Annotated in this window: 16 protein-coding genes; 8 read left to right on the plus strand and 8 right to left on the minus strand. The window is 36.1% G+C overall.

Annotated elements, in window-relative coordinates; genetic code table 11:
- Positions 1–1,407, minus strand: a complete 1,407-nt coding sequence (locus tag TZ01_RS05945) for an APC family permease (RefSeq protein WP_231563431.1) — start codon at positions 1,405–1,407, stop codon at positions 1–3.
- A 125-nt stretch (positions 1,408–1,532) separates the two neighbouring features.
- On the opposite strand from TZ01_RS05945, the gene TZ01_RS05950 reads away from it, so the two are divergent.
- Positions 1,533–2,750: an FAD-dependent oxidoreductase gene (locus tag TZ01_RS05950; RefSeq protein ID WP_048101903.1), complete on the plus strand. Its 1,218-nt coding sequence runs from the start codon at positions 1,533–1,535 to the stop codon at positions 2,748–2,750.
- 1 nt (position 2,751) lies between these two features.
- Positions 2,752–3,018, plus strand: coding sequence for a ferredoxin family protein (locus TZ01_RS05955; RefSeq protein WP_048101904.1), 267 nt, complete (start codon positions 2,752–2,754; stop codon positions 3,016–3,018).
- A 9-nt stretch (positions 3,019–3,027) separates the two neighbouring features.
- On the opposite strand, the gene TZ01_RS05960 is transcribed toward TZ01_RS05955, so the two are convergent.
- Complete coding sequence (locus TZ01_RS05960) at positions 3,028–3,672, minus strand: phosphoribosyltransferase (RefSeq protein WP_048101905.1); 645 nt, start codon at positions 3,670–3,672, stop codon at positions 3,028–3,030.
- An 89-nt stretch (positions 3,673–3,761) separates the two neighbouring features.
- Here TZ01_RS05960 and TZ01_RS05965 point away from each other — a divergent pair, with 89 nt between their 5' ends.
- Complete coding sequence (locus TZ01_RS05965) at positions 3,762–4,922, plus strand: acyl-CoA dehydrogenase family protein (protein WP_048101906.1); 1,161 nt, start codon at positions 3,762–3,764, stop codon at positions 4,920–4,922.
- Here the strand turns inward: TZ01_RS05965 and TZ01_RS05970 are convergent.
- The 4 genes from TZ01_RS05970 to TZ01_RS05985 form a co-directional block, all read right to left on the minus strand.
- On the minus strand, positions 4,917–5,546 hold the full coding sequence (locus tag TZ01_RS05970; protein ID WP_048101907.1) for a helix-turn-helix domain-containing protein: 630 nt from the start codon (positions 5,544–5,546) through the stop codon (positions 4,917–4,919). The two genes, TZ01_RS05965 and TZ01_RS05970, sit on opposite strands and share 6 nt — an antisense overlap.
- Positions 5,547–5,609: 63 nt before the next feature.
- Entirely contained in the window at positions 5,610–5,909 is a 300-nt protein-coding gene (locus TZ01_RS05975; protein ID WP_048101908.1) for a hypothetical protein, read from the minus strand.
- A complete protein-coding gene (locus TZ01_RS05980; RefSeq protein ID WP_048101909.1) occupies positions 5,910–7,124 on the minus strand; it encodes a YeeE/YedE thiosulfate transporter family protein in 1,215 nt (404 codons plus the stop codon).
- Positions 7,125–7,246: 122 nt separating this feature from the next.
- Positions 7,247–8,014 (minus strand): SDR family oxidoreductase, encoded by a 768-nt coding sequence (locus tag TZ01_RS05985; RefSeq protein WP_048102164.1) that lies wholly within the window; start codon positions 8,012–8,014, stop codon positions 7,247–7,249.
- Between the two features lie 111 nt (positions 8,015–8,125).
- On the opposite strand from TZ01_RS05985, the gene TZ01_RS05990 reads away from it, so the two are divergent.
- From TZ01_RS05990 to TZ01_RS06000, 3 genes are read left to right on the plus strand one after another with little or no spacing between them, the layout of a single operon-like run.
- Positions 8,126–8,419 carry an antibiotic biosynthesis monooxygenase gene (locus TZ01_RS05990; RefSeq protein ID WP_048101910.1) on the plus strand — a complete coding sequence of 98 codons (294 nt, stop codon included), beginning with the start codon at positions 8,126–8,128 and terminating at the stop codon, positions 8,417–8,419.
- A gap of 40 nt (positions 8,420–8,459) precedes the next feature.
- Positions 8,460–9,800: a DEAD/DEAH box helicase family protein gene (locus TZ01_RS05995; protein WP_052656805.1), complete on the plus strand. Its 1,341-nt coding sequence runs from the start codon at positions 8,460–8,462 to the stop codon at positions 9,798–9,800.
- The gene (locus TZ01_RS06000; RefSeq protein ID WP_162216762.1) at positions 9,736–11,070 is read left to right on the plus strand and encodes a DUF790 family protein; all 1,335 of its coding nucleotides are present in this window, start codon (positions 9,736–9,738) and stop codon (positions 11,068–11,070) included. The genes TZ01_RS05995 and TZ01_RS06000 overlap by 65 nt, the downstream gene beginning before the upstream one ends.
- Here TZ01_RS06000 and TZ01_RS06005 read toward each other — a convergent pair whose 3' ends face one another.
- Both TZ01_RS06005 and TZ01_RS06010 read right to left on the minus strand, forming a co-directional pair.
- A complete protein-coding gene (locus tag TZ01_RS06005) occupies positions 11,071–11,445 on the minus strand; it encodes a DUF2004 domain-containing protein (protein WP_048101912.1) in 375 nt (124 codons plus the stop codon).
- Between the two features lie 45 nt (positions 11,446–11,490).
- Complete coding sequence (locus TZ01_RS06010) at positions 11,491–11,943, minus strand: PaaI family thioesterase (RefSeq protein WP_052656807.1); 453 nt, start codon at positions 11,941–11,943, stop codon at positions 11,491–11,493.
- A 224-nt stretch (positions 11,944–12,167) separates the two neighbouring features.
- Between TZ01_RS06010 and TZ01_RS06015 the strand changes: the two genes are divergently transcribed.
- The gene (locus TZ01_RS06015; protein WP_048101913.1) at positions 12,168–12,959 is read left to right on the plus strand and encodes an ABC transporter ATP-binding protein; all 792 of its coding nucleotides are present in this window, start codon (positions 12,168–12,170) and stop codon (positions 12,957–12,959) included.
- Positions 12,960–12,968: 9 nt separating this feature from the next.
- Positions 12,969–14,591, plus strand: coding sequence for an ABC transporter permease subunit (locus TZ01_RS06020; protein ID WP_048101914.1), 1,623 nt, complete (start codon positions 12,969–12,971; stop codon positions 14,589–14,591).
- The last annotated feature ends 57 nt before the right edge of the window (positions 14,592–14,648 follow it).

The following is a 14,648-nucleotide window of genomic DNA, read 5'->3' on the forward strand; positions in this document are numbered from 1 at the left end:
TCAATTTAATATTTTCCTTAATTTTATTCCATTTCTTTGAATAAAAAACATTAGTATCCCGGGAATTAGAAGGATTACAGCAAGTGCAATATAAAATGTGCTTGTGGCTATTCCCATAATTATCATGAATATAAATGCTATAAATGTTATTATTGAGATTAACAGGTATAATATATTTTTACTTCCCTTAAATAGATAAATTCCTGAAAAAGCATCAAATGCAAATTCCATCATCAGGAAAATTCCTGAAATTGAAAGAAGCTGGGCGAAAAATGATTCTATGGATGGTATAAACAGCATAAATGCGTTTATTGCCTCGGCGGTAACAGCGATTATAACAAGATTTGACCATGGGCTTTTATATTTTTTATGAGTGTAACCAAAAATTTGTGGAAATAAATGATCCCTTGACATGGCATACCATGCCCTGCTCAGTATATATGTTGTAAGCCATAATGAACTGGCTGTGGACGCTATTACTGCTATATACATGATAACCGCATATTTTGGTATTATGTATGATGCCCATTCAGCAAGCGGGTCTATACTTCCAGAAAGAAGGTTTAAGGGTGTTTCAGCATCCATAAGCGTCATGGTTATCATGTATATTGAAAAGACTATTAAAAATCCCATAATCCCGGTTGTACCAGGCCATTTTTCCCTGTTAAAGGATTCTTCAGAGGCATATGAATCTATTTCCCAGCCATCCATAATGGTTGCAATAACAGGAAATGCCAGTACAAATGCGTATGGTTTTTTTACTATTTCATTAAATGAAAAGAACCATGAAAATGATATGTGGTTTACCATATGATCCGGAAGGTAATATATTGCAATTAAAGAAAACATTATAATAACAAAAAGCTCTACTCCAAGGAACAGCTCTGTTATCTTGGCAGTGGGCCTTGCCCCCAAAATACCTGCAATTAACGTAATTAAAATCCAGAAGGACCCCAGTATGAATATGGTAAATGCATTATTTAAAAGGCTGGAACTTATTATGCCCAGAGAGTATAAAAACTGTGCAGTGTACTCCCCTGCAGGTATAACTATTGGTGGAATTGAAAAAAAGTATGCAAGTGTAATAATCCATGCCTGAAAGGACCCATAGGATTTTGACACTATTTTGCTGCCCCAGAAATATGATGCACCAGCATTTGGATATAATCTATTAAACTTTCTGAATATAATGGATGCAAAAAGGTAAACGGGAAATACAATTATAACGCCCATAATAGAATAGATGCCAAGGTAAAAGGCAATAACACCATATGATGCTGCTATGCTGAACGCAGGTGCAACACTTGATGTTGAAAGGGATGCCAGATCCATAAATTTATGTACATTATTCCTTAGCTGACCCACAGAGAAATCGTATTTCTTTGAATAAGCACCGTCCTTATGCAATAGATCACCTTGCTAAAGTATATTTACTTTTTAGTAAGTATACTTTAATATTTAAAACTATCCACAGACAAAATATTTTTATATGACATTATAAATGTTCATATATTATAACGGGATTTCAAGCCATGGATTATGATGTTGATGTTGTCATAGTTGGTGGCGGCCTTTCAGGTCTTTCAGCTGGAATAACAGCCACAAAAAACAATTTATCCGCAATAGTTCTTGAACGCGGCGATTACTCCGGGTCTAAAAATGTTACCGGCGGCAGGATGTATGTTCATTCACTAAGGAAACTTTTGGGAGACCAGTTTTCTGATGAATATCTGGAACTGCCGGTGTATAAGGATACATATGAAATATATGCTAAGGATGGAAAAATATCATTTTCCTTTGAGGAAAAAAATAAGAAAAACAGCTACACAGTGCTCAGGTCGAAATTTGACAGGTATTTATCAGGGATCGCCGAGGAAAATGGCTGTACAGTATCATATTCCACACTTGTAAAGGGAATTTCAAGGGAAAATAATCTTATCAATGTAATAACAGACAGGGGGGATATTAAAACACCACTGGTAATAGAGGCTGATGGGTCAGCCGCACTTATATCAAGGCTTCAGGGTAGGAGGCTGCAGCCAAAATACAATATGCTGGGCGTTAAGGAGGTTATTGAAAATAAGACAGACAGGGATTATGGAGAAACAAGGACAATTCTGGGATTAACAGGGGACCTTAAGGGCGGTGCCTTTGTTTACGAGAACAGGGATACATTATCTGTTGGATTCACCGTTAAGATAGAATCATTGCAGGATGATGCAAATAACCTAAAATCCTCAGATTTAATAGAGCAGGTCAGGGAAAAATTGGGCATAGATGGAAAAATGCTTGAATACTCTGCACATATGATACCCTATTATGGATATGGCAATCTGCCACCTGTAAACTATGACAACATACTTGTTGCTGGTGATTCTGCAGGTTTCTTAATAAATGATGGCTTCACCATAAGGGGCATGGACCTTGCCATAGAATCGGGCATGATAGCTGGAAATGCTGCCAAAATTATATTGGATTCTGGTGATTATTCAAACACAGAAATATATAAGAAAATGCTTGATGAATCATTTATTATGAATGACATGAAGGTTGCATGGCCCATGTTTAATCTTCTGGGTAATAAGGATCTATTTACAAAGTATCCGGACTTTTTTACCGGTGTTCTTTCTGAGTTAATGAACGTGGATGGTAAAAATAGGAGAAAGCCTGTAAATGTTGTTTTTGATCAGGCACATCAGAATGGACTCAGTGTTGCATCCATTCTGCGTGATGCAATGAGGGTGATGTAAAATGGATATATTAAAAAGGCTGGCATTAAATAAATACGAAACTGGAAACGAGTCGCATATTAAGGTGAATACAGATATTTGCAGAACGTGCAAATATAAGCCCTGTACAAAGGTTTGCCCTGCGGGTACCTACGAGGCAAATGAAAAGGAGATACTTACAGTACACTATGAGAGATGCCTTGAATGTGGCGCAGCACTTGTGGCCTGCCCGTTTGGAGCAATTGAATTTACCTTCCCTGAAAAGGGTATAAGCTACACATACGGATAAAAAATAATTTTAAATATAAAATTTATCTTTATTTTCTTTTATCATTCCTGACCTGGAAAGATTTTTCAGTATGTTTGAAAGATTTACCCGTGATGTATCAAGCCCGTAATTATCTCTTAATATTTTTTCTGCGGCATCAAGATCCAGTGGTTCACTTAAAAACTTCTTAAGCAGATTGTATGTATCCTCATAAACATTCCATGGAAATATGAACCATGCCCAGTCATTTTTTTTAATTCCAATGCCAAAATAATCGGGCCGGAAGGATGCCTCATTGACATAAAGCATTGATGCTGATTTTACCACGGAAGGATTTAATGATTTAATGTAATCAAGGGCCACCTTCATGCTTTCTCCGGTATCGGTGATGTCGTCAACAAGGAGCACCTTTTTGCCAGACATGTCATAATTTGTTTTACCTGCAAGCACTGCCTTTCCATCCATATTTGCTGTTAATCCCCAGTGTTCTGTTTTTATTGATATTAATTCCTTTTTAATCAGATAATCCGAAATCATTCTTGCCGGAACAAGGCCACCCCTTGCTATGCCAACAATAACATCTGGGTTATATCTGTCCTCAAGAACCATGTCGAGTATGCCTGAGCACCAGTCTTCAATGTCCTGCCATGTTACATAAACTGCCTTAAATTCCATTATTATCCATAGTTTAGTGATTTTAATTATTTTAAGGTTCTTTTATGAATCCATGGAAATATTTAATATTAATATTAAAATAAAACCTCATGGATTTTTCATTTTCAGAGGAGGAACAGCTTATAAGGGAAACAACAGCGGAATTTTTGAAAAGATATCTTGAACCTGTTGCAGATTCCATTGATACCAATGAAAAAATACCTGAAAGTTTTTTAATGGCCGCAGGTTCTCATGGCATTATATCACCGCTTATTGATACACTTTATGGTGGATCAAAGCTATCATTTATGGATGCTGCAATAATATCGGAGGAAATAGCAAAGGTTGATACAAGCATGGCAACCTCTGTATATTATTTACTAAACACATCATGGGCTTATATATTGCAAAAATATGGAAATAACTTTATAAAATCAAAAATATTACCAGATATTGCAATAGGAAAAAAATTTATAGGCATTGCATCAACAGAGGCATCTGGTGGAAGTGATGTTGCTGCCATTAAAACATCAGGAGAAATAAAAGATGGAAAAATTATTATAAATGGAGAAAAGGCCTATATAAGCGGTGGAATTGAGGCAAAAAATAATGGTGGCGGACATTTAACACTGGTAAAAACCGATAAAAACGGTGGGCATAAGGGAATTACCATGGTTTATGTGCCTGCTGACAGCCCGGGCATCGAAATGTATAAAATTAACAACATGGGCAGGATGGGCATATCAACATGCATAATAAGGTATAACAATGTTGAAATCCCGGAAGAAAACATTATTGGAAAGGTAAACAAAGGGTTCTATTATGCCATGGATGGCTTTAACCATGCAAGGATTCTTGTTGCTGCAGCCTGCAATGGATTATCCGATTCCATCCTTGAGAAGGGGCTGAATTACATTAAACAGAGGAGTGCATTCGGGAAAAAACTTGAAGAATTTCAGGGTGTATCTTTCAAATTTTCTGAATTAAAAACAGAACTTGAAATGTCAAAGCTTTTAACATACAAGGCTGCGTACCTTGCAGACACTGATTCAAATGATCTATATATATACAGTGCAATGTCCAAGTTTAAGGCACCTCAGATTGCACTTGATATAGTAAAGAATGTCATGATGTGGTTTGGTGCATATTCATACAGCACAGAGGCTGGCCTTGAGAAAAGTGCAAGGGGGATATTCAGCTACCTTGTGGGTGCAGAGGGTGCATTAAACATTATGAATTTAATAATATCAAAGGCATTTATGGGCCTATGAAATATTATCATTAATATATGTTTTAACAATCTTTTTAAGTGCAACACGCATGATTTCTGATAATGTTGTTGTGGATATTCCAAGGGATGCTGCTATCTCTGTCAATGATTTTTTCCGGTCGAGTTCAAAATAACCATAATCAAATAACTTTTTAATTATATCCTTTTCCCTGGATGTAAGCTCAAGGTCGTTTGAATAGGTAACATCAATTATTTCAGGGTCAAGGCCTGCCTCATCCATTTTTTCCTCAAGCTCCCTAAGTTTTGCCCTGTTGGATACAAGTATCCTGTAAAGAACATAATCAGAACCAAGGGATTTATTGCTGAGTATTTCAACATCTGCAGTTGCCATAAAATGGCATGCAGTGCAGCTAGGACCCTCTGCCCATATCTTATTTTTTCCCACATTAATAAAGTTCCTTGAAACTTTTTTTAATTCGGATATTTTATCATAATAATCATCATCCTTATTGAATGATATACAGTGAAGCGTATAATTTTCTCCTATTTTCAACCTTTTTATATCAACATCATGAAAGTTTTTGGTTATAAAATTTGTAACCTCGCAGTCTGTTCGGTGAAGTTTTATAAGGGCTATAACCGAGCCCTTTGATTTTTCACTCATAAAATGTATATTTATTTGGTATTAAAAAATATTGTTAATATACATTAAAAAAATAATAAAAAATTATTGTTTCCTTTCCTTTTTATTTGTTTCATTGTTGGGTTCATAACTGTAATTATTATATTTCGTCCTGTACCATATGGCAGTCATTACAATGGTGACTATGACAAAGAAGCCAGTGATTGCAACAGAGTATGAGCTTGGATCATACCCATTGTATGTGCCCGATGTCAGCGCTGCGGTTATTATTACTATGCCAACCATTGTTATTATGAATGCCTTAATGCCAGACTCACTTTTGCATTTAGGTTCTGAACCCTCCCTTTTAATTTCAGTTTGCTCTATTTCATCTTTTTCAACCATTTACTCCACCTTCCTGTATATTATATGTGCAACAACCAGAAGGAATATTATGACAAATATGAAGAATTCCAGACTGCTTACTGCCATCTGAAGGTCTCCGCTTAATATATGACCTGATGCACATCCATCTGCCATTCTTGCACCAAGAAGCATTAAGAATGCACCTGAAAATGCACCTGCTGCCCTTTTAATCTGGCTGTTCCCAAATCTGGCCTTCCATGATGGTGGAATTACATTATTAAATGACTGAAATCTCCTTGTGAAGAATACTGATGCAAGGAATGCACCAAATAATGTGCCTATATCACTGAAGGGTTCCCAGCCTATTGTATGAACAACCAATGTGCTGTACTTCCATGTTCCTGCTGGTAGCCATAGCTTTGCAACTATCCATGAATATGTGGTTGATTCACCAAATATCTGGTGAAGGAACATTTCCAATACAACGGTTAAACCTATGATTATACCAACAGACATCATAACAACGCCAAATAATTTTGATGAAACAGTCCAGTGATAATTCACCTTCTCAGGTAAATTGTTCTTGCCTAGAGGCATTGATGATCCTTCAAGAAGCATGCCGGCAGTTTCCACATACTGTGCCTCCTCCTCCGGGCTTAATTTTGTATTTTTGTGCAATGAGTTGTATGCACAGCTCTTTCCATGCTTGTACCTTGGTAGGAAATATGCAATTGAGAACATTATTATGGCCCAGGCCACTGCTATGCCAAAGCCCACTGTTAGATTTGTATCGACCTTACCACCAAAGTATATCAAACCAAAGTTATCATATGTTACAAGCCAGTGACCGAATGACGTCTGGTATATTAATGTCCATGCTGCAGCACCCAATAAGCCACCAAGCACGGCGAAAATTGCATCCCTTCTTCCCTCGCCAAGTGCCATCCATACTGTGCCAGGCACGTATCCGGATATTGCTATACCTGTACCAAATATTGCGCCGCCCAGTGCAACACCCCAGACGTAATCCGGTTTAATTCCCCAGTGGAATCCAACACCAAGTGCTGCCAGGCCATATAATGCCAGAGCGCCTGCACCTATTGCAATTGCTATACACCCAACAAAAAGACGGTCTTCCCATTTACCCAATCTTATGAGGACCTCAGGGTTTGATATGCCCCATGCCTCTGCAAGGCCACCTATTAACATCCCTATAAAAAGGCCTATCCATTCCCATGCTGTTACGCTTATCATATTTTATCCTTCAATATGACTTTTTTGTCATATTAAATGAATAATTGTATGGTAATATTTTAATTAAATAACTAATATATAAGTATATTATTTTTAATATTAAAAAATATTTACGATTAAAATTATAGGCTGTGTGTAAGATTATCTATTCTGCCACCATCAACAACAAGCACCTGACCGTTCATATATTTTGAGGCATCGGTTGCAAGGAATAAGGCAGCATCTGCTATGTATTCGGGTTTTCCAAACATTTTCAATGATGTTCTTGAAATGAAAGAATGTTCAAGATTTTTTATCTCTTCACTGGTTTTACCACCTATCGTCATATCTGTTTCTATCCATCCTGGTGCTATGGCATTTACCCTGACACCGGTACCTGAAAGGTCAAATGCAAGCCTCTTTGTTAACATAATGACGCCCGCCTTTGATATGGAATAAAATGTGGTATTGCTCGCTGCTGTTCCAACACCTGCATTTGATGCCATATTTATTATTATGCCCTTATTCTTTTTGATATCCTCAAGGCATTCCTTTGCAGCGTATATTTGGCCCATAAGATTAACAGAAATCATTTCATTAACCTTTGCGTCGTCAAAATCATCCCATGAGAGTAAATGCCACATGCCGGCGTTGTTTACCAGAATATCTATTGTGCCCATTTTTTTATGTATTTCCTCTATCATATTTTTTACGCTGTCATGGCTAGAAACGTCCGCCTGAAATATTTCTGAACCCGGTAATTTTTCCCTTAAAAGTTCTGCAGATCTGGCATCATGATTATAGTTAATGGCTATTCTTGCACCCTCTGCACTGAATTTTTCCGCAATGGCACGTCCAAGACCCTTTGATGCACCAGTTATTAAAACTATTTTATCCTTTAGAAGATTCATAATTTTTAATAATGCGCCCATTTATAAAATATTTTTTTTATTCCAATTTAATATAATATTTATTTATTCAAATATTTAAAAAATTTAAATATAAAGGTAAAATTATGAAACATGATTAATGTCGGTCTTTATTACAAGGTTAAGCAGGGCCATGAAAAGGATTTTGAAAACGCATTTGGCAATGTTGTTAAATTATTAAAAAGCTCTGATGTTGGTTTTCTGGATGGAAAATTATACAAGGAAGTTGACTGCCCAAGGGAATACATGATATACACTGAATGGAAGGACATAGATTCATTCAAAAACTTTCTGAAAATGAAGGAATATAATCAAACTGTGGATTATGGAAAAACTATTTTGGAATCCATGCCAAGGCATAAAATATTTGGAGAATCAAAGGAATAAATTTAATAAAATTTATAATCTATTTTAATATAAATAGGCAATGGAAATTAATTATAAGGCAGGTACAATAATTTCAGATTTTAACGACCCTGAGATATTTGTATTTGATAAAAGAATAAATATGTACAGGGCGCCTGCATACAAATATGCTGAAATTAAAAGAAAATATCCAGATATTAATGATAATGTTTTTAAGGACATAAAGCTTGATATATCATCAGAAATATCATTAAGGCCATACCAAAAAAAATCTCTTGAACTCTGGGGGAAAAATAATTATTCTGGAACAATAGTGCTTCCCACAGCTGCAGGGAAAACCATAGTTGGAATATATGCAATAACAATGCTAAAGGTACCAACAATTGTTATAGCACCAACGATTGAGCTTATACAGCAGTGGAGGGAGAAGCTTAAAAATTTTTTAAAAACTGACATAGGCCAGGTCGGCGGTGGCGAGAGGGATGTAAAGGATATTAGCGTATCAACATACGATTCTGCATATTTAATGGCGGACTCCCTTGGGAATAGATTTAAGTTCATTATAGCTGATGAGGTGCATCATATGGCATCTGAAAGCTACATACAGATAGCAAAGATGTATGCCGCACCCTACAGGCTTGGATTAACCGCAACGTATGAAAGGCCGGATAAAATGCATGAGAGCCTTGAAACTTATATGGGTGGTAAGGTTTTCGAGCTTGGATATGAGGAATTAAATGATTTTATATCAAATTATAAAATTGTTCGAATTCCCATTGAATTAAGCGAGGAGGATGAAATAGAATATCAGAAAAATCATGATATCTTTATTTCATATCTAAGAAAAAGGGATATTAAGTTAAATGGCAATATGGACTTTGAACACTTTATAATGACATCCTGGAACCAGGAGGGACGCGAGGCCCTGCTTGCATGGAGAAGGGCCAGGGAGATAGCATTTAATGCTGAGAAGAAAATCGAATATTTAAGGTATTTATTAAGTAAGCATGCCGGAGAAAAAATTATTATTTTTTCAGAGGACACTGCAACGGCATATACCATTTCAAAGGAATTTCTGGTACCTGCAATGACATACATGACACCTGGAAGGGAGAGAAAAAAATATCTGGAAATGTTTAAAAATGGTGAGATTACCGTGCTGGCAACATCCAGAATCCTGGATGAGGGTGTTGACGTTCCGGATGCATCCATAGCCATTATAATGAGCGGATCAGGCAGTACCAGACAGTTCAGGCAGAGGCTTGGAAGAATTTTAAGGCCCTCCGAGGGTAAATCAAGCTATTTATATGAGCTTATATCTGCAGGAACTGCAGAATATGGCACATCAAGAAGGAGGAGAAAGGGTGTTCCCGTCGGAATTGATGATAGCAAGGAAGACTAAAAATGGTTTAATATTTCCAATCTTCCTGTCCGGTGAAAATTCGGATTATATAGATAATGTGCTGGATATTTTTACAAAAAATATCGGAAATAAAAAGGAGATAATAGAAAAAAATCTGAAGGAACTTGAGGCAAAATCCTCAAATAATAAAATTATAAGGGCAATTTCAACAGTAATCTACAGAAATTCAATCTTTGAACCGCCTGTTTCTGTAAATGCACCCGAATTAAGGTATGATGTCTTTAAGGCTGCAAGGATACCTCCCCTGGATTATGAGGAAAAGATTGAAATTTTAAAAGATGTAATGGAAAAGTACGGATTAACATACGATGAGATAATTTCTGGACTCTATGCAGATCGTGATAATGAACAGGTTTTAAGGGCTGTTAAAACCGATGATGTTTGGCAAATAGCCAGAATATATAATCTTGAACAGATAGAGACAATACTGATGAAATGCACTGAACTAAGGATAACAGAGGCATCAGACTGGAATTATGCACTAAGGTCCATTAAACTGCTGGGTCTTCTTTATGAAACACATACAGATGGCGAAAATCTGAATTTTATAACGGTGACCGGACCAGTATCAATTTTCGAAAATACAGAAAGGTATGGTACAAGGTTTGCCATGCTTATTGAGAAATTATACAAAATGGATAAATGGGCAATAGATGCAGATATAAAAATAAAGGATAAATATGACAAAAGTGAGAGTGTGTACAAGCTTAAAATAGGCGATAATGTATCTTATTATTTGCCTGACAGGAAAATAAATGAGGATACACCATCATACAGTTTCTTAAAAAAGGCAGAACCATTAATTATTAAAAATAATGTATATTTTCCAGATTATATAATAAATATAGATGGAAAGGATGTATATATAAATATTTCAAATCTCAGGTATTTAAAGCAGGACTCAAAGACAGAAAATGAGGTTAAAAAATATGTTAACTGGGAAAACGTCTATGTTCTAAGGGATAAGGAAAAAATGATTCCCGGTAGCATCTGCTTTTACAATGATATAGATTTCAATGCATTAAAAAGGTATCTTGAAGAAAAGTATTCAAATAATATCTCAATTAAAAAGGAAATAGATGAGTATTCAATAAATGAAATTAAAAAAAATATAGAGAAATTGTATCCGGATACAGAAAAGATCATCAATTATATAGAATCAGAGGGGCTTATACCTGAAAGGCTCCTCCCGGCACTTGGATACAAATTGAAATGGAGGGGGCTGGACCTTATTATAGTAAAAAAATAATTATATATAATTCCAGAGTTTGTCCTGCCATAAATCATATTCCTCTGTTATTTCCTTGATATTAATTATGTTAAAACCATTTGATTCCTTAGATTTATTATATAATTCCATAAGCTGTTCAAAGTTTAAATGTGCCAGTTTATCGAAATATTCGCGGATTTTCTTTTTAATTTCAGGATGAAAATCATTTATCTTATCACCCCTGTAAAGCACCCTGAAATATTTTTGATCCCCAAGGGTTACATGAAATATTCTCCATGTTATGTCCATTTTTTCCTCGTTTTTAAAATAATTCCCGGTTAAATTGGCCAGGGCTGGAACAACATCAAAATCCCTTTCGTTATTAAGCTGAAATGCAATTTCAAGACCCTTCATTATAATAAATTATATTATTATATAACTATTTTATTAATGTTCAAATTAATCCTTTTTGATAATTCTATCATGAATTATGTACCATGTACCCAGCCCTATAATTCCCATTGTGCCATCGGCATCGTAAAGTTTTATCTCAATAACAACAGATTTATGACCGGCCTTAATTACATCGGAAACAAGCCTGAACGGACCCCTGTGCATTGGATTTAAAAAATTGATTTTAAGTTCCTGAGTGACCTGATCAGAACCATTGTTTACCGTCATTGCTGTAAGCCCACCTATAAAGTCTGCTGCAGCCATCATCATCCCACCATTTAATACCATGCCTGCACGGGTTATCCTTTCAGAATAGGGCATGGACATTTCACAGTGGCCCTCTTCAACTTTGGTTATTTCCAGGCCAAGATATGAAAAAACCTTATCTGCAGAGAAAAGTTCGTTCAGTGCCTTTAAATTACTTGCCAAATTCATGGCCTTTTCTATTCTTCCTGGCATGCATACTAATTACTTTTTTGTTTATAATTCTACTTAATAATTAGAAGATAAAAATATTAAATTAAATCAATAAATAGACTATTATAAGGCTAGGATAATATTATATAGAATATTAAAATATGGAAAGGGAGATAGCCTCGTGATAAAAAATAGCATTAGAAATCATAATTAAATCAAAATCGACGCCATTATGATCGGGGATATTTTCACTGGGGTGATTCATAATGGAGGCACAGGCAGGTAATGAGGGCGTCAGCCAGGTGGTACTTGAGGCGGTAAACATAGACTTTTCATATGATAATGGCTACAAGGTATTTGAAAATATAAACATAGAGGCGGATAGTGGTAAGTTTGTGGCCATTATTGGACCATCAGGTATTGGCAAATCAACACTTTTAAGGATTCTTGGCGGTTTTTTAAAACCCGATAGGGGTGAGGTCAGATTGATGGGCAGGGTTTTGCACGAACCAACCCCGGAGGTTGCCCTTATACATCAATCCATTGTAACATTTCCATGGATGACGGCAGAGGAGAATGTAATGCTTTCCATGAAGACCAAGAACATGGACCGGGAAAAAATGGAGGAAAAGGCAAGGGAGGCCCTGGCCAGGGTCGGCCTTGAGGGTTTTGAGGACCTTTATCCAAAGGAGATGAGCGGTGGTATGAGGCAGAGGGTTGCAATAGCACGTGCCTTTGCCGCGGACCCCTACATATTTTTAATGGATGAGCCATTTGCCCATCTGGATGAGCTTACCGCCGAGGGGTTGCGCCAGGATATATACAATATATTATTTAGTGGTGAAACACCACTTAAATCAGTTATAATGGTTTCACACAACCTTACAGAGGTTCTTGAGCTAGCCGATGTTATATACATACTTAATAATATTCCTGCCACAGTGGTAGGAAGGGTTGATGTAAATATGCCAAGACCCAGAAACCCTAGAAATGATGATTTTAATGCAAATCTTGACATGCTATACAGTTATTTAACGCCACCGAGGAAAAGAGAATGAGGGGTAATAATGAATCAGATAGTGCTGATAATTCTGGCGGTAATGGCCACAGCGGGACGGGTAATAGGCCTGATATTAATATCAATATTAACAGGCTGGTTTCTGGCCTATGCATCCATAAAATCAAAGTTTTTTGAGAATACATACATAATTTTAATAGAGATTTTTGAATCGGTACCGGTAATAACATTTTTCCCTGTTGTTCTTATTATATTCATAGACCGGGTTGGAGGGCCGCTTGGTGTTGAAATGGCTGCAGATTTTCTGGTTTTCACTGCAGTTGTATGGAATATATGGATGGGGGAATACCAGGCATTTAAAACAGTTCCACGAGAAATGGTTGAGGTTGTTGAGAATTCTAAATATAAGTTATTTGGAAAATTAAGAACACTTTACATACCATTTTCGATACCAAGAATAGCAGCCAATTTATTTCCAAGTGTTTCTGATGGATTTTTTTACATAACAGTAAGTGAGGTATTTGAGGTTGGAATACATACATACCAGACATTCGGCATAGGGTCTGTGCTTGATACATTTGTTGCAGATGGCAATACATTTTTAATAGAGATGTCACTTTTAATACTTGGCATTATTATAGTGGCCATTATTCTAATTCTCAGGGAATTCTCAAAATATGCTGTTAGCAGATACACACTGGATAATGATGCACCTGTTTTAAAACGTGGCAGGATTAATCTCAGGGAAACAGCAAGGGTCTTTGCAGTGATATCAAAGAACCCATTCTCCAGACTGTCCAGATATTATAAATACAGGGAAAATGAGAGCCATGAGGAAACATATGAGAAAAAGGTCAAAAAACAGAAATATTTAAAATATATATATGCAGCCGCAGGAATTTTTCTTTTAATATTAATATTATATGCTGCTGTTTCAACCATAATATCTGTAAAATATAATGAATGGATGTATTTATTCTCAAAAACAAAGATGCTCCTCACAGGCCTTGGATTTGACTATTTAAGGGTATTAACAATATTGCTTGTATCCATGGCTATAGCCATATTTCTAGGATACTATCTTGCAGTCAATAAGCATGCGGAGCTTGTTGGAATCCCATTAATACAGATATTAAGTGCCTATCCTGCACCAATATATTTCCCATTTATATTTATAGCAACAGAACCTTTTATGTTCAGCGTTTTTGGTGGTACTGCAAATGAACTTTATGTACTTTTCCTTGGATTTGTAAGCACGTTTTATTATGTATTTTACTCATTCTGGATGGGGGTAAAGGCAATGCCAGCAGAATACTGGGAAATAACAAGGAACCTAAAACTTGGCTATTTTAAAAAAATGAGGAAGGTTATCATACCGTCAACATTTCCATACATGATAAGTGGAATCTCATCCACAATAAACAGTGCGTGGGGAGGTCTTATGATAGGTGAATACTGGCCCCATATATATGGTACTCATTCACTGTATGTCCATGAGGGATTAATGAAAACAATAGATGTTGCAACAGGTACAGGAAATATAGCACTTGCGGCATGGGGTTCATTTATATTCGGTATAATAGTGGCAATATATTCTGTTGTATTTACAAGAAAAATGATGGATCTGGCACAGAAAAAATACGTGGCAGAAGAGGGTGTTTATGCTGCATAATTTTTATAATTTATTTTTATTGTGTCATTAATATTATAAATAAAAATGTTATATGGT

It is taken from the genome of Acidiplasma sp. MBA-1 (genome assembly GCF_000949015.1).
GTDB classification, from domain to species: Archaea; Thermoplasmatota; Thermoplasmata; order Thermoplasmatales; family Thermoplasmataceae; genus Acidiplasma; species Acidiplasma aeolicum.